Origin of the sequence: Pontibacter beigongshangensis, assembly GCF_014332515.1 — a bacterium.
GTDB classification, from domain to species: domain Bacteria; phylum Bacteroidota; class Bacteroidia; order Cytophagales; family Hymenobacteraceae; genus Pontibacter; species Pontibacter beigongshangensis.
The window spans coordinates 284,429-310,378 of record NZ_VFSD01000002.1; the positions used below are offsets into that span (position 1 = coordinate 284,429).

Sequence of the window (25,950 nt, forward strand, 5' to 3'; positions counted from 1 at the left end):
TGAGCAGCAACTGTGCTTGTTAAAGAAAAACACCCAACAAGGGCCAGCGGTGCAGCTTTATTGGAAAAACAGGTTGAAGACGTCTTGCTTAGCCTGGTGGCTATGGGCCAGGCTAAGCAAGACGGAGGCAAAATGCTTTACCGATGCCGCTGCCTATATTCCTTATTTATTATGCATCTATTTTCCTGAAACGAGGGTATGAAGGAGCCGGGGAACTTTACCTGCATTTCCCGCAACTGATTATGCTATCAGCTATACCCGACGAGATGACACCATTTGCCCGGAAGCCGCTCCATATTTGCTATGCCATGGTGTTCGGGTTGTTCTGGGTTTATACCGGCCTTACCACACCTGACCTTACCAACTGGCTGCTCGAGAACACGCTCACGCTCTCGCTTATCATCTGTTTGGTAGCCTTTTATAACATTCTCCGTTTTTCGGATATTGCCTATACCCTGGTTTTCCTGTTTCTGCTGCTGCACGTGTACGGCAGCCAGTACCAATACGCCGAGAACCCTTTTGGGGAATGGCTGAAAGAAACTCTACACCTGAAGCGCAACCACTACGACCGGCTTGTGCACTTTGGCTTTGGCCTGCTGCTGGCATACCCCATGCACGAGGTGTTTGCCTACGGCTTGCGGGTGAAACGCCCTTACAGTTACCTGCTGCCTGTCGAGATCACACTGTCGTTAAGCGCGCTGTATGAGCTGGTGGAGTGGCTGGTGGCAGAGATAGTATTCAAAGAAGATGAACAGGCCATGGCCTACCTGGGTACGCAGGGCGACATCTGGGATGCTCAGAAAGACATGGCCCTTGCCCTGGTGGGTGCCCTTATTGCCATGGCGCTGGCTTACCTGCTCCGGAAACGCAGCAGCAGAACCTCCTGAGGGGCATTTTCATTAGAATAATTTGGCGGATGGGCTCACGTGCTGGTGTGCTACTCATTCAATTTAAATATTATGAAATGTGAAGATAGAGCAGTCATCGACCTGCAAAGCCTTTCCACTGGTCTGCTTCTTGTTTCCCATTAAGGCTTCTCTTTTTCTGCTGTGATTTTGCCATTGTCATCTTCCAGACTGACCTTACCCTTGGGGGTTTCTACCTTCAGCTTGTCGCCGTCCATTTCGATTTTCACGAAATCATCCTCATAGCTCACCGCTTCAAACTGGCTGTAGTAGGTCTCGCGGCTTTTCATGTGCTTAGCAAAATCATCCAGGCTCATGGTGCGGGCAAGTTGAGCATCGGCCTGTAAGGCCTCCTGCACGGTGGCTGGCTGCCGCTCCTCCACCCTGGCTTCTACAGGCTCAGAGGCCGTCACTACCCCAGGCTCTTCCTGCTCATTGGCGGGAAGGGACTCACAGGCGCTAAGCAGGAAAATCGTTAGTAAACCAGAAAAAATGATGTGTAAATGGTGTTTCATATTCATTTTGTCAAATAAGTTATATCCCGCTTCCGTGCCGATGTGGTGATTGTTGGAAGAGGCTTAAAAAAACCAGCCAGGCTGACAGCCCGGCTGGTTTTTTTAACTTGCATTGATGTTGTAAGGCTTACAGGTCGCCTCTTTCTGCGGCTTTCTTCATTTTCTCGTTGGCAAAGATGGCAATCTCTACCCGCCGGTTTTGCTGGCGCCCGGCCTCTGTGTTGTTGTCGCCTACCGGCTGATCGAAGGCATAGCCCTTGGAGGTCATCCGGCTACGCGAAACACCCTGGTTAGAGAGGTAGCTCGCCACAGACTCAGCCCGCTGCTCCGACAGGCGCTGGTTCAGGTCGCGGCCGCCGGTATTGTCGGTGTGCCCTTCAATCAGGATGTCGGTGTCTTCGTACTTCTTCAGGGTCTGGGCCAGCTGCGTAATTTCTGACTGTGCATTTGGCTGCAACTGAGCGGAGTTGGTGTTAAAGAGAATACCTGAGTCAAAGGTAATCTTAATACCTTCGCCCACACGCTCCACTTCTGCATTTTCGAGGTCGCGCTGCAGTTCTTCTGCCTGCTTATCCATATGGCGGCCTATAAGAGCGCCTGTTGTACCACCTACAGCTGCACCAATTATGGCACCAGCAGCGGTGTTGCCTGCCCTGTTCCCGATTACGCCGCCAATTACACCGCCGGCACCGGCACCTATGGCACCACCTTTGGCTGTTCTGCTGGCGTTACAAGACGAAAACAACATGCCGATTACGGCAAAAAGGGTAACATAAATCTTAAAATTTCTCATGGTTTTATCTGTTCTGGTTTTAGGTAGAATAAAGAATCTGAGCTTAATACTCTGTTGGCTGTAAAATGTTGGGATCCTCCATTCTGGTTTAATTCGGTACTTTTCAAATGTTATGAACCAACGCAACTGGGCACCTTAATCCATAATATATTATATTTTGTAATCAGTATACTATTAACGACCACAGCCCTGAACAGGTTGTAAGAACCCCGGCCCGGTAGCTCTAAAACATAAGGGCCTGCCAGTAATTACTGGCAGGCCCTTATGTTTTAGAGCTAAAAAGCCTTGCGATTATTTAATCTCGCCTTTTTCAGCAGCGTTTTTCAACTCCTCGTTTGCCACAATAATAATTTCTACGCGGCGGTTCTGCTGACGTCCTTCGGCGGTAGAGTTATCCGCTATTGGCTGGTCGAAGGCATATCCTTTGGCCTGCAAACGCGAACCATCTACACCAGTGGTGCGGGCGTAGTTTAAAACAGCCTGCGCACGACGCTCCGAAAGGCCCTGGTTCAGCTCACGCGATCCGGTATTGTCAGTGTGGCCTTCAATGATAACGTTAGTGCCTGGGTAGCTCTGCAGTGTCTGCGCCAGCTTGTCGATGTCTTTTTTGGCACTGGCACTCAATTCGGCAGAGTTCACCGCGAAGAGGATACCAGAGTCGAAATTAACACGGATAGCTTCGCCTACACGCTCGATTTTGGCATTTTCCATGCTTTTTTCGAGTTCTTCAGCCTGCTTGTCCATTCTTCGGCCTATTACGGCACCGGTAGCACCACCCACCGCAGCACCAATAATAGCGCCGGCAGCCGTGTTGCCCATTCTGTTACCGATTACGCCGCCTATTACAGCGCCGCCACCGGCTCCTATTATGCCACCTTTGGTGGTTTTATTCATGCCTTGCTTCTCAGCGTCGGTTTCGTTGGGAGTTCCTGTGGTGGTGGAGGTAGAAGTACCTGCACCTGTGCTACCGCTGCTCACCGGCCGTGAAGACTGACAAGATGCGAACAGCATAGAAGCTGCCAGGAATGAGGCTAAAGATAGTTTTAGAGTTTTCATGTTTTAAAAAGTTTGTAAGAACTTCAATTTTAAATTAGTTGGTCAGTATAGTTTTAGGTGTATAGTAAACTCGTTAAATCTGCGTCTGCAATACTGATGCCAATCTGTATGCCAGCTGCCAGATGTACAGCCAGCTACGGCATAATACTATTTACCGGGGCAAAAAGTTGGCTTTCACTACAACTCCTCCTGCCGGAGGCATATTGCAACCACCCCAAAAAAGGCTGTCAGGGGTTGCCGCCAGACTATTGCCATTGCTCTGGGCAACGCAAATCCGGGCTGCCTGCCCAGAACCGAAAAGTACAGGTTTATGGTGCAGCAGACGTGTTTTTTCAGGCTTTGGCGGCCTTTCTTTGTTTAGCAACAGGGGCTACTCTGGCCGCTACAGGCTTAAGCATGGCCAGCAGATCGCTCAGCTTCTGCTTTAGCTGCTTCCTGTCTACAATAAAATCCAGAAAGCCGTGGTCCAGCACAAATTCGGCACTCTGAAAATCCTTGGGGAGGTCTTTGCCAATAGTCTCTTTAATAACGCGTGGTCCGGCAAAGCCTATCAGGGCGCCGGGCTCGGCAATGTTAAAATCTCCCAACATGGCAAAAGAAGCTGTTACGCCTCCTGTGGTCGGGTCGGTCAGCAGGGAGATATAAGGTAGTTTTTCTTCGGAGAGCAGCGCCAGTTTGGCAGAGGTCTTGGCCATTTGCATCAACGAGTAGCCAGCCTCCATCATGCGGGCACCTCCGGATTTGGAGATCATCAGGAAGGGCAGGCGGTGCTCGCGGGCATAATCGATGGCGCGGGCAATCTTTTCGCCTACCACAGAGCCCATAGAGCCTCCAATATAGGCAAAATCCATGCAGGCAATTACCAGTCCTTCGCCGTTTATTTTGCCATGGGCAGTACGGACGGCATCTTTCAGGCCTATTTTCTTTTGCGTGGCCTTTGTTCTGTCCGGATAGGGTTTGGAATCAACAAAAGAAAGCGGGTCGGAAGAGGTCATGTTCTCGTCCAGTTCTACAAACTGGTTTTCATCGAACAAAATTTCAAAATATTCTTTAGAGCCTATTCGTTCATGAAAATTGCATTTCACACAGACATTGAGGTTGCGCCGGTGCTCTGCCATGCTGGTTACTGTCTTACAGCAGGAACACTTGTACCATAATCCGTCTGGCGTCTCTTTTTTCTCTTCTGTAGGGGTAATAATTCCTTTTTCTACTCTTTTAAACCAAGGCATCATACGTTGACTGGGTGCTACCGCACCTTTAAGGATTTATGTGTATTATTTTGGCTACCAAGCTGAATTACAGGCTATCTAATCCGCGCTAACCTTTATGCGTTGCGCTTCTGAACAGGTTTTATAAAGGCCGGGCACAAAATTAGTTAATATTTGGCAGTTCTGCTAGGGCTTCTGGCATGTTTAAATTTTGTTTGTGGCAGCTGCTTTTTAAAACTTTGTGCTGGTGCCAATTGCTGCTGCCAGTTTCATCGGCGGGGTCCTAAACAGGCATCCTTCCTATAGCTGATAAACGAGGAGCGATGAAAACAGGAAGGAGCAACAGAAAACCCTGATCGCTCAGGCAATGGTAATTTCTTTTGCCTGGTACACATCCTGCACCGCATGCAGCAGCGCCACACCTTCCTTAAATTCGCGCTGGAAAGCTCTCCGTCCTAAAATCAGGCCCATGCCGCCAGCCCGCTTGTTTATGATAGCGGTGCGCACTGCCTCTTTCAGATCGGCTTCTCCTTCTGAGCCTCCTCCGGAGTTAATCAGGCCGGCACGCCCCATGTAGCAGTTCGCCACCTGATAGCGGGTCAGGTCTATCGGGTTATCGGTGGCCAGCTGGTCGTACATCCGCTTATCCGACTTTGAAAAGCCAATAGCGGTAAACCCTCCGTTTTTCTCAGGGAGCTTTTGTTTAATGATATCGGCATGAATCGTTACGCCCAGGTGGTTGGCCTGGCCGGTCAGGTCTGCGGCGGTATGGTAATCTACACCATCTTTCTTAAAGGCGCTGTTGCGGGTGTAGCACCAAAGGATCGTAGCCATCCCCAGCTCATGGGCCCGCTCAAACGCCTCCGACACCTCCATAAGCTGGCGGTTCGATTCTTCAGAACCGAAATACACGGTTGCTCCCACGGCAGCCGCCCCCAAGTTCCAGGCTTTATCAACGGACCCGAACATGACCTGGTCGTATTTGGTCGGGTAGGTCAGGAGCTCGTTGTGGTTCAGCTTTACAATAAATGGGATCTTGTGCGCATACTTTCTGGCCATAAACCCGAGCCCGCCAAAGGTGGTGGCCACCGCATTACAGCCGCCATCTATGGCAAGCCGCATAATATTTTCCGGGTCGAAGTAAATGGGGTTGGGCGCAAACGAGGCGCCGGCAGTATGCTCTATGCCCTGGTCTATGGGCAGTATGGACAGGTAGCCCGTACCCGCCAGCCGGCCATGGCTGTACAACGCCTGCAGGTTACGCAGCACCTGCGGGTTTCTGTCGGACTGCATGAAAATGCGGTCTACAAAATCGGGGCCGGGCAGGTGCAGCAAATCCCTGGAAAACGTTTTGCAGTCGTGCTGCAGAAGGTCCTCTGCCTCCGAACCAAGTAGGGAAATAAGGTTTTCGTAGTTCATGATGCTCACGTTAGGTTTATGCACAAACTCTTGCGCAACAGGCAACTCCGGTAAGGCAAAAGAGAAACAGCTCTCCAAGGCTCCCGCCACGCTGGCGCATCCTTTCTCATACTGGACCCGACTGGCAAAGGTTTTTACCGGCAGCTGCGCATATGCCTCATAGCCAACTACATCAAAACGTTCCGAGCGGCGCTGCGGTATCAAAATTATGAGAACTTCGTTATTGTAAGATGCAGGATAAACCAGATATTTTTCAGATTATGATCGCCAACACAATTCGCAATAGCCTCAAATGGCTGCTGCTGTTTGCAGTAAGCCTGGCACTTTTTGGATGTAGCCCCTCCACCCAGATAACAGGCAGTTGGAAGAGCCCGGAAGCCACCTCGAAAAATTACAGCAAGATAATAGTGGCCGCCCTTACAGACAGCCCGCCGGCAAGGCAGATCGTGGAGAACGAACTGCAGGCAGCGCTGCAGACCCAGGGAGTTACCGTTACCAAGAGCATAGATGAGTTCCCGCCGGCCATGATGCGCGACCGCAGCAACTCTACGGCCGATGGACTGCTGAAGCAAATAAGAGGAGACGAGCACGACGCCATACTCACGGTAGCCGTTGTGGACCAGGAGACAGAGACCAGATATGTGCCAGGGCACCCCTACGCCCCTATGAGCCGTTTTGGGTGGTACGGCACTTTCAGGGGGTATTACTCGTATAGGCACCCAATGCTGTACTCCCCAGGTTACTACACCGAAGAAAAAGTGTACTTCCTGGAAACAAACCTCTACGATGCCGAAACAGAAAAACTGCTCTGGTCTGCCCAGTCAAGGACCTACAGCCCCTCTTCTCTGAACTCGTTTGCCGGCAAATTCGCAACGCTTATAGTAAACAGGATGCAAGCAGAAAACGTGCTTTGATTGATCTCTTAGATAACCTGAAAACAGAGCGCGCTTACCATAGGGTTGGTAAGCGCGCTCTGTTTCACGGAATTATTCTAATGAAAATGCCCTTCCGAAGGTTCTTTTAGATATTAGATACTAGATGCTAGATAATAGACTCTTTTAGAGTTATGAGCCAGTTGGTGTTTTCCGGATCATCTTCAAATTTCCCTATCAACCATTTAGCCATTCAACAATCAGCAATCGATAACCAGCAATTATTCTAATGAAAATGGCCTTCCGGGCTTGTGTAGCCGGAGTGGTTACTCGTTATATACCACATGGAGCACAGTTTGGCCTACGGCTTTCAGGGTATTTTTGCTGATGATGTCCATCTTGTCGGTGTGGCGGTGATGGTAGTGGCCGAAGAAGTCGTTTGAGTTGGCTACGTTGTACTCTATGATATCGATCATCGGAATTTTGGCCCAGGCATTTACATAAGAATGGTCGTCTACAATGGAGGGCGCGTTCTTATAGATAAAATAGTCGGAGTAGCCAATGCTGTTGGCAGCCTTCCATACTTTCCCCACCACGTTCTTGGCATATTGCATAGAGGTGCCTTCGCGGGCGAACTTGGCGTTGTCGGCCCCTACCATGTCGAGCAGGATGCCGTACTTGGCTCTGTAGTTGGGCACATGTTTGTTGCGGCTCCAGTACTGCGAGCCCAGGCACCAGGTATCGTCCTGGTACGGCAGGTCGCTGTCGTCGGGCTGGCCGTAATCTTCGCCATCGAACAAGATAATGTCTACCCCTACTGTCGGTTTCGACTCGGCTGAACCCAGGATGCGGGCTATTTCCAGGAGCACACCCACGCCGCTGCCGCCGTCGTTGGCGCCATCTATGGGCTTGTCCTTGTCGGTCTTATCCTTGTCGGCGAAGGGGCGGGTGTCCCAGTGGGCGGCCAGCAGCACACGGTTGGCAGCCTGTGGCTGAAACGAGGCGATGATGTTGCGCAGGTTCAGCATTTTCCCGTCAAAAGCCTTCATCTGGAAGCTCTGCACCTTCACCTCAGCTCCAAAGCTTTTGAGTGTACTGATCAGGTAATCGCCGGTTTTGTAATGCTCGGCGGTGTTGGGCACACGCGGCCCGAAGGCTACCTGCCGCTCTATGTAGTGGTAAGCGGAGTCGGCATTAAACGCGGGCGCTTCTACGGCTGGTTTGGTGTCTTCGGCTGCCTCGGCCTGACGTGCTTCTTGCCTGCTGCCGGAGTCGCAGCCCGAAATGGTGAGTAAGCTAAAGAGCAGGAGCGCCAGCCAGTTCATGTTATTCTTCATAAGCCCAGTCTATACCCGTTTTCAGGTCTTTAATAACGATGCCCTGCTTCTTGAGCTCTGCGCGGATGGCATCTACTTTATCGTACGCTTTTGTTTCTTTGGCCTCTTTATAAAAACTCAGCACCAGGTCGAGCATGTTTTCCAGGTCGGCGGTCGGTTCTTCCTGCAGGCCCAGCACCTCCTGCACCAGTTCCCGGTAGGTGTTCCAGACAGTGTCGTAAGTGCCGCGGGTAAGCGAGCCGATGGCCAGCTGCCCCAGGTAAAGGCTGTTAATTTTTTTGAGCAGGTTAAACAGCGCGGCAATGGTGCGTGCCGTGTTCAGGTCGTCGTTCAGGCCGCGGTAGCAATCCTGCGCCAGTTTGAGCAGCTCGTCGTTCAGTTTCTCGTCTGGCGTGACGGCCTCATCGGGGTATGGCAGCTTGTCGAGCACGCGCAGGCCGTTCATGAGCTTCATGTAGCCTTTGCGGGCCGCCTGCAGCGCCTCGTTGCTAAAGTCGAGGGTGCTGCGGTAGTGGGCCTGCAAAATAAAGAAGCGGATGGTCATGGGCGAGTACTTGTCGGTGAGCAGCTCGTGGTTGCCCTCAAACAGCTCGCGCAGGTTAATGAAGTTGCCCAGCGATTTGCCCATCTTCTGCCCGTTCACGGTAATCATGTTGTTGTGCACCCAGTAGCGGGCGGCATCGGAGTGATTGTGGCTGGCCTGGCTCTGGGCAATCTCGCACTCGTGGTGCGGGAACATCAGGTCGAGTCCGCCGCCGTGTATATCGAAGGTAGTGCCCAGGTACTTGCGGCTCATGGCGGAGCACTCCAGGTGCCAGCCCGGAAACCCGTCGCTCCACGGCGATGGCCAGCGCATAATGTGCGAGGGCGCCGCTTTTTTCCAGAGCGCAAAGTCGAGTGGTGAGCGTTTCTCGTCCTGGCCATCCAGTGTGCGGCTGTTGCTGAGCAGGTCTTCGATCACGCGGCCGGAGAGCTTGCCATAGTTATGCTCCTTGTGGTAAGCAGGCACATCGAAATAGACCGAGCCGTTCACGACATAGGCCAGGCCATTGTCCAGTATCTCCTGGATCATCTCTATCTGCTCAATAATATGCCCGGAGGCGCGCGGCTCTATGTCCGGCGACAATACGTTAAGCCGGTCCATGTCCTGGTGGTAGATGTTGGTATAATGCTGCACCACCTCCATCGGCTCCAGGTGCTCCAGCTTCGCCTTTTTCTGGATCTTATCCTCCCCCTCGTCAGCATCGTTTACTAAGTGGCCCACATCGGTGATGTTGCGCACATAACGCACCTTGTAATGGAGCTGCCTGAGGTAGCGGTACAGCGTGTCGAAGGTAACGGCGCTGCGGGCATGCCCCAGATGCGGCTCGCCATATACAGTTGGGCCGCACACATACATGCCTACAAAAGGGGCGTGCAGCGGCTCAAAAACTTCTTTTTTGCGCGTAAGGGTATTATATAGACTTAGTTTCTGTTGCATGGTTCGGCATAAGACCAGCACATCGGGAAAGGTGCCGCCGGCTGGTTTTTGTTTATGTTGAGCAGCTGAATGCGCTGTTCGGGCCCAAAATTATGAATTATGCGATCTAACTCCTAACGGTCACTTTAGATGTTATTGTCTGAACCCTGATTAAAAGGATGAAAGGATTTCCTTGGTTTCAGATTATTCTAATGGTTTTGCCCCTCCGGAGGCTTTTTAGTTGTTAGACACTAAGTACATTCAACTAATTCCTGGCGGATAAAGGGCCAGAGGACAGAGGCTAAATGCCTCCGGAGGGCCTTTTCCATTAGAATAATTACGATTCTGTCCGACAGATTATACTTGAATGTACTTAGATGCTAGATTGTAGAGTTATGAGTTGGCCGGTGTTTTCCGGTTCATCTCCAAATGGAAGCATTAGCACATCAACCCGTTAACACATTAAATAAATTATTCTAATCAAATCTGCCTTCCGAGGCCAAAAATAGCTGTCTGGCTTCTGGAGCTGATGGAAGAAATTTCAGTTCTCCGCCATCATGCTGCATCTCCAAATTCCCAAATCAACCGTTTAGCAATTAAGCCATTCAACAACTAACAACCAGCAATTAACAAGTCATCACCTCTCCAGCACATACTTGGCCGAAATCGGGAGGTGGTCGGAAAGGCCCATTTCGGGGTACGTGCGAAAATCGAAGGCGCGGAGGCCGGTGCTGTAAAACTGGTTGTCGATGCGCAGAAAAGGAATTGGGCCGTTGTAGGTGGCGCCCACGCCGGTTCCGGCCTCCTCAAAAGCGTTCGCCATTTCTTTCGAAAGCACCTGGTAGGTGTAACTGAACGGAATGTCGTTGAAGTCGCCGCACACGATGACCGGGTAAGGCGACTCACGAATATGCTCGAGCAGCAGTTCCACCTGGTGCCCACGGGCTATAAAGCCGCGCCGCAACCGCCTGGCCAGGTTTCGCCCCTCCCGCTTCATCAGGTCCTGGTTCCCGATAGCGGAGTAGGTGTTCTCGATGTCGCGCGCTTTAATGCTCATTGACTGCAAATGCGCCGAGTATACCCGCACCGTGTCGCCTTTCATGTTGAGGTCTGCAAAAATGGCCCGGTTGTGTTTCGACTCGCCAAACTCGATCACGCCTTTGTTAACGATGGGATACTTGGAGAAAATGACAATACCGATCTCGGCTTTGTTGCGGTCTTTGTAAGCCACCGAAAAATGCCTGAACTTGTCGTAGCGCTGCCCGATCCTGCTTACGGTGTTGTACACCGTGGAGCCTTTGGTATTATTGTAGAACTCCTGCAGGCAGTACACATCGGCCGGGTGCGTAGCCACCCATTCTATCATTTCGGCCGACGCCTCGAGTTCGCTGCCATCGCGGTCGTCATAAGCATTAAACACGTGCACATTGTAGCTGAGCACCTCCAGCACCTTCGCCTCGCCTGCGGGCTCATCGCCGCCGAAATTCAGGGCCAGAAACCGGCTGTGGTACTGCCAGCCCAGCACCATCACCGACAAAGGCAACAGCATAATCCAGGAGCGCTGAAACAGCCAGTATACAAAGAACAGGAAATTGAGCACCAGCGCACCCGGCAGCGAGAAGGCAATAAAGCCGGCCTGCCAATGCTCATAGGGGGGCACCTGCAGGCAATACACCGCCAGCAGCAGCCACAGCACCACCCCTACATTGAGGATGAACCAAAACTTTCGCCGTATTCTCTTGAATGCACCTGACATAATAGCAAACATACAAATTATGGCTGTAAATAAGCTTTTACCCGAATTACTTTTAAGCTCGGCCAGGCGGGGCAAACCTGCTTCCCGGGCGAACTTTCTCACGCAAAGCCTTGTTACCCCTTACAGCCGTACCCGCAACCCCTCCGCATCAAGGGCCTTTTTATCCCCAAAAACAGTGCAAAAACACTTAACAAGCAGCAGCTGCACCCGGCATGTTGTTTATATAATGTTTTTATCTTAAATTTGTGGCATTATATTCCAGAGAGAAGAGGGGACACGGAGTCCCCTTCTTTATTTCTTATAGTTGATTATGGCAATAACGGCGCAGATAATAAAAACGATGGCGCAGGACAGTCTGCCCGACGGCGACTTGTTCCTGGTGGATGTGACCGTGTCTGACTCCCCGGCACGTCCTAAAATCATGGTGCTGGCCGATGGCGAGCAGGGCATCACCATCGACCAGTGCGCCACCATCAGCCGCCGCATCAACAAAAAGATCGAGGAGGCTTTCGGGGCGGAAATGAGCTACGTGCTGGAAGTAAGTTCGCCGGGTGTCGATTTCCCGCTGACGCAGCCAAAACAGTACCAGCGAAACGTGGGCCGCAACCTGAAAGTAAAACTACAGGACGGCACCGAAAAAACCGGCAAGCTCGACGAAGTGACCGAGAGCGGCATCGGCCTGACAGAAGAAATAAAACAAAAAGGTAAAAAGGCCACGTATGTGCCTGTGCAAATACCCTTCGGGGACATTGTGAAAGCAAATGTTGTAATATCATTTAAATAAAAGAACTATGAACAGTTCAGTCCTGATCGAGTCGTTCGCTGAATTTGCGAAATTCAAGAACATAGACCGCCCGACCATGATGCGCATCCTCGAAGATGTATTCCGCACCATGATCCGTAAAAAGTGGGGCACCGACGAGAACTTTGACATTATCCTGAACGTGGAAAAGGGTGACCTCGAGATCTGGCGTAACCGCGAAATCGTAGACGACAACTCCGAGGACATCTGGGAATCTGACAAGATCAGCCTTTCGGAAGCTCGCAAGATCGAGCCGGACTTTGAAGTGGGAGAAGAAGTGTCGGAAGAGATTCAGCTCGAAGACTTTGGTCGCCGCGCCGTGTTAACTGCCCGCCAGACCCTGATCCAGCGCATCAAAGACATGGAGAAAGAATTCCTGTTTCAGAAGTACAAAGATCAGGTAGGCGAAATTATCTCCGGCGAAGTGTACCAGGTTTGGAACCGTGAGGTGCTGATACTGGACCAGGAAGAGAACGAACTCCTCATCCCGAAAAGTGAGCAGATCCCCAAAGACCGCTACCGCAAAGGCGATGTGGTGCGTGCGGTGGTGCAGCGTGTGGAGGTGGTGAACGGCAACCCGAAAATCATCCTTTCGCGCACCTCCCCGGCATTTCTGGAACGTTTGTTCGAAAACGAAGTGCCCGAGATTTTTGACGGCCTGATCGCCATCAAAAAAATTGTGCGTGAGCCGGGCGAGCGTGCCAAAGTAGCCGTAGAATCGTTTGATGACCGTATAGACCCTGTGGGTGCCTGTGTGGGCATGAAGGGATCGCGCATCCATAGCATTGTGCGGGAACTGGAAAACGAGAACATCGACGTTATCAACTACACCGATAACCTGGAGCTTTACATACAGCGCGCGCTGAGCCCGGCCAAGATCAGCAGCATGAAGATAGATGAGGAAAACGGCCGCGTGTCGGTGTTCCTGAAGCCAGACCAGGTGTCGCTGGCGATTGGCAAAGGCGGCCAGAACATAAAGCTGGCAAGCAAGCTGGTCGACATGGAGATCGACGTGTTCAGAGAGTCAGAAACATACGAAGAAGACATTAACCTGGACGAGTTCTCAGACGAGATCGAAAGCTGGGTGATCGACGAGTTTCGCCGCATCGGCCTCGACACAGCCAAAAGTGTGCTGGCCGTAACCAAAGACGACCTGTTGCGCAGAACTGAGCTGGAAGAAGAAACAATTGACGATGTGCTCGCCATACTTCGTGAAGAGTTTGAAGCAGAAGATAATCAATAGTTTGCGAGTTTTGCGCCGTTCGCTTAATTTTGAAAAAGATTTAGCGGCGGAGCAAAGCCTTTTTTAACAGAAAAGGCATAGTACCCATTAAATCAGAATTATAAGACAGCATATAAGAACACATGGCAGAAGACAAAATAAGGAGGCTTAAACAGGTTGCAACTACTTTGAATATTGGTACAACTACCATCATAGACTATCTCTCTGCTAAAGGTTTTGACGTGGAAAACAAACCCACCGCCAAAATCACGGCAGAGCAGTTCGGTATGCTGGCTAAAGAATTTGCTTCCTCCATGCAAGACAAAGCAGTGGCAGAAGAGCTCAATATCGGCAAAAAGCCTCAAAGCAACCAGGTTGTCGGTACGGAGCATCAGGAAACAAAAAGAACAAGCGAGCCTGAACAGGAGATCTTTATTAAAAGCGTGCATCAGCCAAAGCCGGAGCCAGCCCCAAAGCCAGCACCTGCTCCCGAAGCGCCCAAACACGACACTCCAAAAGAAGAAGAGGCGGAAGGCCCGCGTTTACCCGGTTTTAAAGTGCTGGGTAAAATAGAGCTGGATGCCAAAGGCCGGCCGGTTCCTAAAAAACCGGAAGCCCCGGTTGCTCCTGCGGCTCCAGAGCCCAAAGCTGCGCCTGCACCAGTAGAACCTGTTGCCGAAGCGCCAGCAACACCACCACAGCCTGCAACACCACCCCAGGCTCCTGAAGAAAAACCAGCGACCCCGGTAGAGGAAAAAGCACCCGAACGTGTCCCTGCACCGGCCACCACACTGCCTACGGCAATAGAACAACCAATTGAACAACCCGCCAGACCAGCCCAGCCAGCACCAGAAAAGCCGGCAGAGCCCGCTCCGGCACCAGTAGCAGCACAGGCCACCCCTGCCGCTCCCGCAGAACCACAGGTCCCCGGAGAGCCAGCGCAGCCCGTTTCTCCTACTGACGAAAACGCAAAAACACCAATAGAAACGATCACAGCCAAAGCTGACCAGTTAAAAGGTCTGACGGTATTGGGCAAAATAGAATTGCCTGACAGCTCCCGTAGAAAGGGCACCAAGCCAGTTGCGTCGTCTGACGACAAAAAGAACGGCAACAAAAAGAAAAAGCGCAAGCGCATTATGGTTGCCGGAGAAGGCGGCCAACCTGGCCAGCCGGGGCAACCTCGTCCTGCACAGCAGGGTCAGCAGCCAGGCGGCCCAGGCGGACAACCACGTCCGGCCGGCACAGGCTACCAGGGCAACAGACCGGCAGGCACAGGCTACCAGGGCAACAGACCGGCAGGTGGAGGCTATCAAGGCAACCGGCCTGCGGGCGGAGGCTACCAGGGCAACAGGCCTGGAGGCGGCCCGGGCCGACCGGTACCAGCCAGGGCAGACAAAGCCGAGGTTACGGATAAGGAAATCCAGGAGCAGATTAAGGCAACGCTAGCCAAACTGAGCGGCGGCAAAAGCGGCGGCGGTAACCGCGCCAAGTACAGGCGCGAGAAACGCTCGGCTATCGCCGACTCTATGGAGGAGCGCAGAATGCAGGAGCAGGCAGAGTCTAAGACACTGCGTGTAACCGAATTCGTATCGGCCAACGACCTGGCCTCACTCATGAACGTGTCCGTGAACGATGTGATCAAGGTGTGTATGCAGCTTGGCATGTTCGTCTCCATCAACCAGCGCCTCGACGCAGAAGCCATCACCATCATTGCCGATGAGTTTGGCTATGACATAGAGTTTATAACAAGCGAAGATGAGCAGGCGCTCGAAACAACAGAGGAAGAGGACGAAGCAGTACTGGAAGAACGCGCTCCTATCGTTACGATCATGGGCCACGTTGACCACGGTAAAACATCCTTACTCGATTATATTCGGAATGCAAACGTAACCGCTGGCGAAGCAGGTGGTATTACGCAGCACATCGGCGCCTACAAAGTTAAAACCGAGAGTGGCCGTAATGTCACGTTCTTGGATACACCTGGGCACGAAGCCTTTACGGCCATGCGTGCCCGTGGCGCCAAGGTAACAGACGTGGTTATTATTGTAGTAGCCGCCGACGACTCGGTGATGCCACAGACAAAAGAGGCGATCAACCACGCACAGGCAGCGGGATCACCCATTATTATTGCCCTGAACAAAATAGATAAACCAAGCGCCAACCCTGACAAAGTTCGTGAGGAACTGGCCCAGATGAACATTCTGGTGGAAGAATGGGGCGGCAAGTACCAGTCGCAGGAGGTATCGGCCAAAACAGGCGCCGGTATTCCGGAATTGCTTGAGAAGGTATTGCTAGAGGCCGAATTACTGGAGCTGAAAGCCAACCCGGATCGCAATGCAGTTGGTACTGTGATTGAGGCATCGCTCGACAAGGGCCGTGGTTATGTGGCCACTGTGCTCGTACAAACAGGCACCTTGCGCGTTGGCGACGTAGTACTGGCCGGCTCCCACTATGGTAGAGTAAAGGCCATGACAGACCATCGTGGCAAGAAAATGAAAGAGGCAGGCCCGTCTACACCAGTGCAGCTACTCGGTCTGGATGGAGCGCCGCAGGCAGGCGACAAGTTCCTGAGCATGGAATCGGAGCGGGAGGCTCGTGAAATTGCCTCCACCCGCGCACAGGTGCAGCGTGAGCAAAGCCTGCGTACCCGTAAGCACATTACGCTCGATGAGATTGGCCGTCGTTTAGCGATTGGTTCATTCAAAGAGTTGAACGTAATCGTGAAAGGCGACGTGGACGGATCAGTGGAAGCACTTTCTGACTCTTTGCTGAGGCTCTCCACCAACGAGGTACAGGTAAACATTATCAGCAAAGCAGTGGGCGCCATTTCCGAGTCCGATATTCTGCTGGCTTCAGCCTCCGATGCCATTATCATCGGCTTCCAGGTTCGTCCGTCTCTGAACGCACGCAAACTGGCAGAGCAGGAGCAGATCGATGTGCGCTTGTACTCCATCATCTACGATGCCATTAACGAGGTAAAAGATGCCATGGAAGGAATGCTTGCCCCAACCGTGAAAGAAGAGATAGTGGGCAACGCCGAAGTAAGAGATGTCTTCAAGATAACGAAAGTGGGCACCATTGCCGGCTGTATGATTACGGATGGCAGTATACACCGAAACGCGAAAGTGCGTCTTGTTCGGGATGGCATTGTGGTGCTTGATGGCGAGATCCTCGCTCTGAAACGTTTTAAAGACGATGTATCAGAAGTAAGACAAGGTTATGAGTGCGGTATCAGCCTGAAAAACTACAACGACATCCAGGTGGGAGATATCATAGAAGCGTACGAAGAGAAAGAAGTAAAACGAACGCTCTAGAAGCCTCTTAGAAAACCAGTTAAATAAGAAAGCCCCGCTGAAAATATCAGCGGGGCTTTCTTATTTATAAAACCCGGCACCCTGGAAGTACCGGCACCAGAGCACGCTTTCTGTATCGCATATAGCCTGTTCCTGCTACAGCAATGGCTGGTTAATCTCTTCTCCGGGCCAGTTGTTTTTTCTGGCGCTTGTAGTTTTTCAGCATCTTTTTTTCCCGTTTCTCAAACTCCTTATACTTCTTGTCGTTATACTTGGTGATCTTGAAATGGCGTTTTTTACCGGTTTCATAGGTATTCAGGCGTTTATCCAGGTTTGCTTCGCGAGCGCCAACTGCATCGGCGGTGGCACCAGGAGTGGCAGCTTTGGGCGTGCCCCAGAACTCATCTTTACCGCTAGTGTGTTTAGCACCCTGCGCCTGTACGCCTGTTGTGCACAATAGCAGCCCAAGGCAGAAAAACAAAAGAATGGCGTTTTTGTTCATAAGAATGTTTTTATAGGTCTAGTAGGTACGAATTCGGACTAATTTACCTGAAGATTTGGTTTTACTCAAAACAGCAGATATTGTTTTAAAAGTTCAGCAGGTACAACAGCAAGTATAATACCGAAAAGCAAAATTACCGGCATGAGGCACAAAACAGGGAAAACCCCGGCCCTCCTGCCTTACGAAGATTATAAATTACAAATTATTATTTACCAAGCAAGCAGCCCGCCTACAAATAATTGCAACCAGAACGCGCACCCGGAGAGCAGTGGCCGGCTTCTGGCTGCAAGTATTTAAATTATTCTAATAAAAATGACCCTCCAGAGGATTTTATTGCTGCTGCTGCTTCCCTGGACGGAAAAACCAGGCCGGGCGCTTTTAATCAAACTTGTAGGAAAAGCCGATTCCTAAAGTCTCCTTAAACTGTAAACGCGGACCTTTGCCATCTATTTTACCGTCGCCGGTCCGGTCTACATTAATCATGATATCGTCGTCGTAGACCAGGTGGCAGAACAGGCTGGCTGATATAAATTTGTTAACCTTGAAGTCGACCAGGTTCTCCCAGTTCACGTCTACGTTCTGGGGGTTGCGCAGATAATTGCTGAACAGGTCCAGCCGCGATCGCACGCTCACGTTCTCCCATACTTTATCGGAAAAACGCACGTTCAGGAAGCCCCCTACCTCACTTCTGAACCGCTCGCCGGTGCCGGGCAGCAACTTGCCCGCCTCGTTGCGCCAGGCTGGCTTTACCCCGAAGTAACCCAGGTCGGCCAAGCGCTGGCTCATCACCACCGTAAACTTGCCTGTCAGCGTCGACACGAATATGGAGAGCCTGGGGCTGGGTTTATAGTCCATACCAAGCGAAACAAGCGAAAAGGCGGGCGATAGGAAATTAGACACCACCGTGTCGCGGGCGGGCGTAAAGGTTGGCGTTAGCTGCGTGCGTATATTTACCTGGCCCGTGTAGAACCATTTGTCTGATGCCTCGCGGCCGTATTTAAAGTTCAGCTCCAGCCTGTCGTCGCTCTTCTGGAGCCGTTGCCCCTGCAGCTTCACAAAACCGAAGGTCACGTTGGCAGAGTTGTTCCAGGTATTTCTCCCTTTTTTATAATTGGCCACCAGGTTAAGGGTACTGAGCACCGACAGCGAGTTCTGGCCGCCGGCAGCCCAGTTGCTCAGGCTTATTTGGCTGAAGTTAACGTTGCCAATACCGCTAAAGTCCCACACATTGGCGGCAGAGGCGGTATCTGGTTTAATTTCCTGGGCATTGGCAGGAGAAGTGGCAATTAATGTAAAAAAGGCTACGAGCGTAGCAGGCAGGAAGAAATAAGACTTAAGCATCAGCAATAGTTTAATCAATCAGTCCAAGGCAGGGTTTCTGCTCACTTTCCCCAAAGCGCCCTAGCTCCTGGTTTATGTAGTGGCCTGGCAAAAGCTTTTGAGGCTGATATAATTTAAAGATAACAGGTTCCGGAATTAATCTGGCGGCAAAGGTAAGGATGCACGGGTATTAAAAAAACCTTCTGTTAAAGGCTTTTGCGCATCTTATCCGCCCCAGCCCTATCGGGCAAAGAGCATAAGCTGTTACAACAGAGAAATCTGAAACCATCACTACAAATTATTCTAATGAAAACAACCCTGCAGCCAACTCTGCTGCTGCTACTGCTGTTTATAGATGCCAGATTATAGAAGATAGGTCTTTCGTCTGAATCCGGATGCCAGGCACGGAAGAGTTGGTTATTTCAAAGAGACCTTGCTCGCCATTCATCCTCAAATTTCCATATCTGCAAATCTTTAAATTGAATCATCAACCATTTAACAATTTAACAATCAAGTCATTCAACAATCAACAACCCGATTATTCAAATCAAAACACCCCTCCGGAGCTTTTTGCTGCTGCTGTGTCCCAAACTTTTCCGGGTGGCGCATGTTTTTCAGAAAAAATGCTACAATAAAGGTGTTGCTCCGTACGTAACAGCTGCCCAAACAAGAGGTCGTTTGCCCGGATCGGCACCAGCTCCGCCAGTTGCCTGTGCAGGGGTCTAATGATTTTACTATATTTGTGGCTCAAATTTATTTTTAACCAATAGTTGAATAATCTGATGGACTCATACGAAAACCTGTTGCTTCAACTGCAAAACGGAATTCTCACGATCACAATCAATCGTGAAGACAAGCTGAACGCCCTCAATAGAGATACCGTGAAGGAGATAAAACTCGCGATACAGCAAGTGTATGATGATCCTGCCATTAAAGCCGTCGTAATTACCGGTGCCGGTTCCAAAGCCTTTGTGGCCGGTGCCGACATAGCGGAGATCTCTGAGCTGAGCGACGTGAACGCCCGCAGTTTTGCAGAGCAGGGCCAGGAGGTGTTTACCATGATAGAGCGCTGCAACAAGCCTGTGATTGCGGCCGTGAACGGCTTTGCCCTGGGCGGAGGCTGCGAACTGGCCATGGCCTGCCACATGCGCGTTGCCAGCAACAACGCCCGCTTTGGCCAGCCCGAAGTAAACCTGGGCCTGATACCGGGCTATGGCGGCACACAGCGCCTCACGCAGCTCATCGGCAAGAGCAAGGCCATGGAGCTGCTGATGACCGGCGAGATGATAACAGCCCAGGAAGCCCACGATTTCGGCCTGGTGAACTATGTTACGACCCCGCCGGAACTCTACCCCAGGTGTGTGGACCTGCTCGAAAAAATAATGACCAAGGCGCCCCTGGCGGTTGGGCTGGTGATAGACTGTGTAAACGCCGTGTATACCAAAGACGAAAACGGATACCAGACAGAAGCCAACTCCTTTGCTCGCTGCTGCAGCTCCGAAGACTTTCTGGAAGGCACCAGCGCTTTTTTAGAAAAGCGCAAGCCGGCATTCACAGGCCGATGATACTGGCTTAAATTCCCCGACCCACAGAAAATATGAGTATTGCTAAAAAACTGGTCGGGCAAACAGCAGCCTATGGCTTAAGCAGCATTATTGGCCGGGTACTCAACTACCTGCTCGTACCGGTATACACCAAGGCTTTCCTCCCCGAAGCCTACGGCGTGGTTACCTACCTGTATTCGTTTGTGGCGCTGTTTAACGTGGTGTACACCTATGGCATGGAAACGGCGTTTTTCAGGTTTGCAAACAAGCCTGGCACCGACCAGCACGCGCTTTACAACAAAGTGCTGAGCCTGATCGGGAGCAGCAGCCTGCTCTTTACGGCCATCCTGTTACTGGCCTCAGGCCCTATTGCCAGCTTTATTGGCTTTCCGGAGCGGCAGGAGTACATTGTGTGGCTGGCCATTGTGCTGGCCATCGATGCTATTGCCACTATTCCGTTTGCCTGGCTGCGGCTGCAGAACAAGGCCGTAAAATTCGCCTCTATCAAGCTGGTAAATATTTTGCTTACGGTTGGCGCCAACATGTTCTTTCTGGTATTTTGCCGCCAGGTCTACAACGGCGATTACCTGCCGGAGCTGCGGCCCTGGGTGGTAAAGGTGTATGACCCGGATTTTGGCGTTGGCTATATTTTCCTGATAAACCTGGTGGCTAATGCCCTGCAGCTACCCCTGCTCTGGAAAGAGCTGCGCATTTTCCGCTTCAGGCTCGATGCGGAGCAGCTGAAACCCATGCTCCGCTACGCCTACCCGCTGCTCTTTATGGGCCTGGCCGGCATGGTAAACGAGGTCATAGACCGGATTCTGCTGGAGTACCACCTGCCCGAAAACTTCTACCCCAACATGAGCAACATGGCCGCTGTGGGCATTTACGGGGCCTGCTACAAGCTGTCTATTTTCATGTCGCTGGCCATACAGGCCTTCCGGTATGCGGCCGAGCCATTCTTTTTCTCGCAGGCCAGCGACAAGAACTCTCCACAGGCCTTTGCCCAGATCATGAAGTGGTTTGTGATCAGCTGCGCCTTTATCTTTCTGTTTGTAAGCGCCTTCCGCCACGAAATTGCCCAGGTGTTTATAGATGAGCGTTACCATAGCGGCCTGGTGGTGGTGCCCATCCTGCTGCTGGCCAACCTGTTTCTGGGGGTTTACTACAACCTGTCGGTGTGGTTTAAGCTCACCGACCGCACCCAGTTCGGCACCTGGATCAGCGCAGGTGGCGCCATCATCACTATTATGCTGAACCTGCTGCTGATACCGGTACTGGGTTACGTGGGCTCTGCCTGGGCTACCCTGGTGTGCTACTTTGCGATGGCGGCCGTCAGTTATTGGCTGGGCCAGCGTTACCATCCTATCCCGTATCCTGCTGGCCGCATTATCAGCTATGTGGTGCTGGCCGCACTGCTCCTGCTGGTGGTTATGTATGTGCCTATCTCAAATGTTTGGGTCAGCTACTTGTTCAGCCTCGGCATCTGCGCCCTGTTCCTGATAATAGTTGCCAGCCGGGAGCGATTGTTCTTTTTTAACAAATTATAATCTTTATTTTTGACAGATGAACAACAATTTGCAGGTAAACGTCATAAACAAATCCAGACACCCGCTTCCCTCCTACCAGACCGACCACTCGGCTGGCCTGGACCTGCGGGCAAACCTGGAGGTGCCTGTTACGCTGGAGCCACTACAGCGCGCGCTTATTCCCACCGGCCTCTACCTGGAGCTGCCGCAGGGGCACGAGGCACAGATACGGCCCCGGAGCGGCCTGGCCTACAAGCACGGCATCTCCATCGTAAACAGCCCTGGCACCATAGATGCCGACTATCGGGGCGAGATAAAAGTATTGCTTGTCAATCTTTCTGACAAGGCTTTCGTAGTGGAAGACGGGGAGCGCATTGCACAGATGGTCGTTGCCAGATACGAGCGCGTTACCCTGGCAGAGGCTGAAGTGCTAACAGACACCGTACGCGGAGCAGGCGGTTACGGCAGCACCGGCACACGCTGAACCTTTCAGGAGTTAAAAGTTAAGAGTTAAAAGTTGATTTAAGGCGTATCCTTCTGCTGTTCGCTTTACCTCAAAAAAACAATTCAACAATTAACAACCAACAACTAAAACCAACAGCTTGCTCTGCTTTACCAGCGCAAGTATCTAAACAAATACAAATAAATTAACTAACTAAAAAATACACTAGCTATGAGGATTATTGTACCAATGGCCGGAATGGGAAAAAGAATGCGCCCGCATACACTCACTATTCCAAAACCCCTTATCCCGATTGCAGGAAAACCAATCGTACAGCGACTGGTAGAAGACATTGCCAAAGTTTGCCAGGAGCCAATTGAGGAAGTGGCCTTCATTATTGGCGATTTCGGGAAGCAGGTGGAGCAGGATCTGGTGCGCATCGCCGAGTCGGTGGGAGCAAAAGGCAGCATCTACCACCAGGAAGAAGCACTGGGCACCGCCCACGCCATCCTCTGCGCCCAGAATTCACTGGAAGGAAAAGTAGTGGTTGCCTTTGCAGACACCCTTTTTAAGGCTGACTTTGAGCTGGACACCAACGCTGATGGCACCATATGGGTACAGCGCGTAGAAGACCCGAGGGCTTTCGGGGTTATCAAGCTCAACGAAAGCAACGAAATCACTGACTTTGTAGAAAAGCCGGAGCATTTCGTATCTGACCTGGCCATCATCGGCATCTACTTCTTTAAAGACGGCGCCTACCTGCGCAGCGAGCTGCAGTACCTGCTCGACAACGACATTAAAGACAAAGGCGAGTTCCAGCTGACCAACGCGCTGGAGAACATGAAGAACAAGGGCACCGTTTTTGTACCTGCTCTTATCTCCGAATGGCTCGACTGCGGAAATAAAAATGCAACCGTGTATACTAATCAGCGGTATTTGGAGTATATAAAGGATGAGAAGGATCTGGTGGCATCATCGGCTACGTTGCAAAACTCGGTGATAATACCTCCTGTATACATCGGAGAAAACGCCGTTATCCAGAACTCTGTAGTCGGCCCTCACGCTTCTATCGGAAATAACACCAACGTGTATGACTCCATAATAAGCAACTCTATTGTGCAAGAGAACACCACCCTAAAAAACGGCAACATTTCAAACTCTATGCTAGGGAATAATGTTACGTACGAAGGGCACCAGTCTGACCTCAGCTTAGGTGACTTCAATACGCTTAAAGAATAAATTACCATGATTCTTCTATTCAGAAACATTGTTCTCGCAACCTGCTGCTTCACGGTGCTTATAACTGGAGAGAGCCTGGCCCAGTCTAAAAAGAAAAAGGCAAAGGCCGCGCAGGAAACAGCTACGGTTATTTTGCCTGCCACGCAGCCAAACGAGCAGGAGCAGCAATTCAGCGAGGCATTGTTTCTGGATGGAATGAAGTTTTTTATTGTAGAGGATTACTCAGAGGCCCTGAAGCTCTTTAAAAAGGCGCATTCGTTTACCCCCAACAACGCGGCGCTTAATTACAAGATCGGCGAAACAAACCTGCTCCTCAAAAACCCGAAAGAAGCCGTTATCTATGCGCAGTCGGCAGTAGCACAGGACCCTTCTAATACTTATTATTATTTGCTGCTGGCCCAGGCCCACACAGACCAGAAACAGTTTGCCGAAGCGGCCCAGGTGTACAACAGCCTGATGCAAAAAGTGCCCGACACAGACCAGTACCTCTTTAACCTGGCAGACCTTTACCTGGCCCAAGGCAACTACCCCGATGCCATAAAAACATATGACCGGATCGAAAAGAAATTCGGCCCCATGGAGCAGCTCTCCGTTAACAGGCAGCAGATTTACCTGCGCCAGAAAAACATAGACAAGGCGCTGCAGGAAGGGGAAAAGCTGATCGCCTCCAATCCTACCGAAGTACGCTACTTCCTGTCGCAGGCAGAGCTGTATAATGCGGCCCAGAAACCGGATATCGCTATCCAGACACTGAACAAGGCTCTGCGCCTGGAGCCCAACAACCCCTATGCCCAACTGATGCTCTCGGACCTGAACCGCCAGAAAGGCAACTCCGTGGAGTCGGAGAAGCAGGTGAAGCTGGCATTTGCCAACCCGGACCTCGACATAGACACCAAAGTGCGGATACTGGTCGATTTTATCAGGCAGCTGCCCAACCCGGCTATTGAGGGCGTAGCGCTGGAGTTGGCTGAACTTACCGTAGAGGCGCATCCGGAGGAGGCCAAAGCCTATGCCGTGGCCGGCGACCTGCAGGCCATCGTAAATAAAAAGGAAAAAGCCCGCGACAACTACCTGAAAGCCATAAAGTTCGACGATTCTCATTTTAAGATCTGGCAGCAGGTTGTGCTGCTCGATGCCGAGCTGTCGCAGACCGACTCGCTCGTGGTACACTCAGAGCAGGCACTGGAGCTATTCCCGAACCAGGCCATTTTCTGGTTCTATAACGGCACCGGGCACCTGATCGAGAAAAACTTTAAGAAGGCCGTTAACGCCCTGGAGCGAGGCAAGCGCCTGTCGGCGCAGGAAACGGAGCTGGTAAAGCAGTTTAACATGCAGCTCGGAGACGGCTACAACTCGTTAAAAGAATACAAAAAATCTGACGAAGCCTACGAAGCCGTGCTGGCCATGGATGCCAACAACGAGCATGTGCTCAACAACTACAGTTATTTTTTGTCGCTGCGGAACGAGAAGCTGGATAAAGCCAAACAAATGGCCTCGCAGCTCGTTGAAAGGCACCCCAACAACCCCACTTACCTCGACACCTATGCCTGGGTGCTCTACAAGCTGGAAGATTACCAGGCTGCCCGCAAATACCTGGAGCAGGCCATTGCTGTGTCAGACGACGCCACCATTGTTGAACATTATGGCGATGTGCTCTACAAGCTGGGCCAGCAGGACGAGGCCGTAAAACAATGGCAACGAGCCAAAGTAAAAGGAGAAGCCTCCGCTTTTATAGAACAGAAAATAAAAGAAAAGAAATTGTATGAATAAACAGCTGGTGTACTGCCTGCTGGGCCTCCTGTTTTTAACAGCCTGCAAAAAAGACGTAATTCCTACCACCGCCACCACGGCCACCGAAACCATAGGCAAGGTAACGGTACAAAACCTCGACTTTACTTACCTGAGCGCCAGAAGCCAGATCAAGATAGAAGACAAGAACGGTAGCCAGAGCTCCGGCATGTCGCTGCGCATGAAAAAAGACAGCGTGATCTGGGTGTCTGTGGTACCGGGGCTGGGCATAGAGGCTGCCCGCCTCAAAGTTACCCGCGACTCCGTTTTCCTGATAAACCGCATTCACAAAGAATACCTTGCCACCGACTTTGCCTTTCTGAGCAACAGATTTAAAGTGGATATTACCTTTGATGTGCTGCAAGCCATTCTGACGGGCAACTATCAACCGAACGGAGCCGAAAAAGTGCAGGAAGCAGCACAACTGCAGCATGTGCAGCAGCTACGCCAAAATCAACTGTTCGACTATTTTATAGGCGTTGAGAGCCAGAAACTGCAGCAGCTCAACATCACCGATCAGCAGACCTCCAACAAAATCATGGTGAAGTACGACAGCTTCCAGCCAATCGGCACCGTATCGTTTGCGCATGCGCTGGCTGCCCAGGTGCTGCACGCGGGGCAGACCTCTTCCTTTACCTTAAACCACACCAAAATAGCGGTGGTAGATGAGGCCCTGGACTTCCCGTTTGCTGTTCCGGCTGATTACAAGAGGCTGTAATTAGAAGAGCAAGAGCAGCAGCAGACGATGCCTCCGGAGGGCAGTTTTCATTCAAATAATTTGTCCCGGAACAGCTATAACCGGCTGTCTTCACTGCACTAAACAGCGGCAACAATCTCTATTGTGAAATTTATTTTTAAGATGAACCATGCCCTGCAGCCCTTTCCTGCAAACTAATTTTAACTTCCTGTCTAAAAACAATAAAGCGTTTGGTTCTTCGTGTTTAGATTT

General features: G+C 51.3%; 21 protein-coding genes. 11 read left to right on the forward strand and 10 right to left on the reverse strand.

Translation table 11 applies throughout. The features are described from left to right. Window positions 1-143 precede the first annotated feature (143 nt). Window positions 144-887: a DUF2238 domain-containing protein gene (locus FJM74_RS03325; RefSeq protein WP_241738928.1), complete on the forward strand. Its 744-nt coding sequence runs from the start codon at window positions 144-146 to the stop codon at window positions 885-887. A gap of 140 nt (window positions 888-1,027) precedes the next feature. Here the strand turns inward: FJM74_RS03325 and FJM74_RS03330 are convergent, their stop codons facing one another. The 5 genes from FJM74_RS03330 to FJM74_RS03350 all read right to left on the reverse strand — a co-directional run bounded on the left by FJM74_RS03330 (window position 1,028) and on the right by FJM74_RS03350 (window position 5,896). Beyond that, entirely contained in the window at window positions 1,028-1,420 is a 393-nt protein-coding gene (locus FJM74_RS03330; RefSeq protein ID WP_187261132.1) for a hypothetical protein, read from the reverse strand. A gap of 127 nt (window positions 1,421-1,547) precedes the next feature. Next, window positions 1,548-2,213: an OmpA family protein gene (locus tag FJM74_RS03335; protein ID WP_187261133.1), complete on the reverse strand. Its 666-nt coding sequence runs from the start codon at window positions 2,211-2,213 to the stop codon at window positions 1,548-1,550. 291 nt (window positions 2,214-2,504) lie between these two features. Next, a complete protein-coding gene (locus FJM74_RS03340; protein ID WP_241738929.1) occupies window positions 2,505-3,269 on the reverse strand; it encodes an OmpA family protein in 765 nt (254 codons plus the stop codon). Between the two features lie 332 nt (window positions 3,270-3,601). Beyond that, window positions 3,602-4,498: an acetyl-CoA carboxylase, carboxyltransferase subunit beta gene (gene accD / locus FJM74_RS03345; RefSeq protein ID WP_187261214.1), complete on the reverse strand. Its 897-nt coding sequence runs from the start codon at window positions 4,496-4,498 to the stop codon at window positions 3,602-3,604. Window positions 4,499-4,837: 339 nt separating this feature from the next. Then, window positions 4,838-5,896 (reverse strand): class I fructose-bisphosphate aldolase, encoded by a 1,059-nt coding sequence (locus tag FJM74_RS03350; RefSeq protein WP_187261215.1) that lies wholly within the window; start codon window positions 5,894-5,896, stop codon window positions 4,838-4,840. A 230-nt stretch (window positions 5,897-6,126) separates the two neighbouring features. Between FJM74_RS03350 and FJM74_RS03355 the strand changes: the two genes are divergently transcribed. Next, window positions 6,127-6,810 (forward strand): hypothetical protein, encoded by a 684-nt coding sequence (locus tag FJM74_RS03355; RefSeq protein ID WP_241738930.1) that lies wholly within the window; start codon window positions 6,127-6,129, stop codon window positions 6,808-6,810. A 284-nt stretch (window positions 6,811-7,094) separates the two neighbouring features. Here the strand turns inward: FJM74_RS03355 and FJM74_RS03360 are convergent, their stop codons facing one another. The 3 genes from FJM74_RS03360 to FJM74_RS03370 form a co-directional block, all read right to left on the reverse strand. After that, window positions 7,095-8,105: a M28 family peptidase gene (locus tag FJM74_RS03360; protein WP_187261134.1), complete on the reverse strand. Its 1,011-nt coding sequence runs from the start codon at window positions 8,103-8,105 to the stop codon at window positions 7,095-7,097. Further along, a complete protein-coding gene (cysS, locus tag FJM74_RS03365) occupies window positions 8,095-9,585 on the reverse strand; it encodes a cysteine--tRNA ligase (RefSeq protein ID WP_187261135.1) in 1,491 nt (496 codons plus the stop codon). The genes FJM74_RS03360 and cysS overlap by 11 nt, the downstream gene beginning before the upstream one ends. Before the next feature lie 616 nt (window positions 9,586-10,201). Next, window positions 10,202-11,320 (reverse strand): endonuclease/exonuclease/phosphatase family protein, encoded by a 1,119-nt coding sequence (locus FJM74_RS03370; protein ID WP_187261136.1) that lies wholly within the window; start codon window positions 11,318-11,320, stop codon window positions 10,202-10,204. 310 nt (window positions 11,321-11,630) lie between these two features. Here FJM74_RS03370 and FJM74_RS03375 point away from each other — a divergent pair, with 310 nt between their 5' ends. From FJM74_RS03375 to infB, 3 genes are all read left to right on the forward strand, one after another. Then, window positions 11,631-12,104 carry a ribosome maturation factor RimP gene (locus FJM74_RS03375; protein ID WP_241738931.1) on the forward strand — a complete coding sequence of 158 codons (474 nt, stop codon included), beginning with the start codon at window positions 11,631-11,633 and terminating at the stop codon, window positions 12,102-12,104. Between the two features lie 7 nt (window positions 12,105-12,111). Continuing rightward, window positions 12,112-13,365 (forward strand): transcription termination factor NusA, encoded by a 1,254-nt coding sequence (gene nusA / locus FJM74_RS03380; protein WP_187261137.1) that lies wholly within the window; start codon window positions 12,112-12,114, stop codon window positions 13,363-13,365. Between the two features lie 122 nt (window positions 13,366-13,487). Then, window positions 13,488-16,658, forward strand: a complete 3,171-nt coding sequence (infB, locus tag FJM74_RS03385) for a translation initiation factor IF-2 (protein ID WP_187261138.1) — start codon at window positions 13,488-13,490, stop codon at window positions 16,656-16,658. Between the two features lie 151 nt (window positions 16,659-16,809). Here the strand turns inward: infB and FJM74_RS03390 are convergent, their stop codons facing one another. Next, window positions 16,810-17,139: a hypothetical protein gene (locus FJM74_RS03390; protein ID WP_187261139.1), complete on the reverse strand. Its 330-nt coding sequence runs from the start codon at window positions 17,137-17,139 to the stop codon at window positions 16,810-16,812. A gap of 378 nt (window positions 17,140-17,517) precedes the next feature. Next, a complete protein-coding gene (locus FJM74_RS03395; protein ID WP_187261140.1) occupies window positions 17,518-18,480 on the reverse strand; it encodes a DUF3078 domain-containing protein in 963 nt (320 codons plus the stop codon). Window positions 18,481-19,241: 761 nt separating this feature from the next. On the opposite strand from FJM74_RS03395, the gene FJM74_RS03400 reads away from it, so the two are divergent. From FJM74_RS03400 to FJM74_RS03425, 6 genes are all read left to right on the forward strand, one after another. Beyond that, window positions 19,242-20,024 carry an enoyl-CoA hydratase/isomerase family protein gene (locus FJM74_RS03400; RefSeq protein ID WP_187261141.1) on the forward strand — a complete coding sequence of 261 codons (783 nt, stop codon included), beginning with the start codon at window positions 19,242-19,244 and terminating at the stop codon, window positions 20,022-20,024. Window positions 20,025-20,056: 32 nt separating this feature from the next. Next, complete coding sequence (locus tag FJM74_RS03405; protein WP_187261142.1) at window positions 20,057-21,553, forward strand: lipopolysaccharide biosynthesis protein; 1,497 nt, start codon at window positions 20,057-20,059, stop codon at window positions 21,551-21,553. 16 nt (window positions 21,554-21,569) lie between these two features. Further along, complete coding sequence (dut, locus tag FJM74_RS03410) at window positions 21,570-22,016, forward strand: dUTP diphosphatase (protein WP_187261143.1); 447 nt, start codon at window positions 21,570-21,572, stop codon at window positions 22,014-22,016. A gap of 189 nt (window positions 22,017-22,205) precedes the next feature. Further along, window positions 22,206-23,213 carry a sugar phosphate nucleotidyltransferase gene (locus FJM74_RS03415; RefSeq protein ID WP_187261144.1) on the forward strand — a complete coding sequence of 336 codons (1,008 nt, stop codon included), beginning with the start codon at window positions 22,206-22,208 and terminating at the stop codon, window positions 23,211-23,213. 6 nt (window positions 23,214-23,219) lie between these two features. Next, window positions 23,220-24,983, forward strand: a complete 1,764-nt coding sequence (locus FJM74_RS03420) for a tetratricopeptide repeat protein (RefSeq protein WP_194349940.1) — start codon at window positions 23,220-23,222, stop codon at window positions 24,981-24,983. Then, entirely contained in the window at window positions 24,976-25,719 is a 744-nt protein-coding gene (locus FJM74_RS03425) for a DUF4292 domain-containing protein (RefSeq protein ID WP_187261145.1), read from the forward strand. The genes FJM74_RS03420 and FJM74_RS03425 overlap by 8 nt, the downstream gene beginning before the upstream one ends. Window positions 25,720-25,950: the final 231 nt, after the last annotated feature.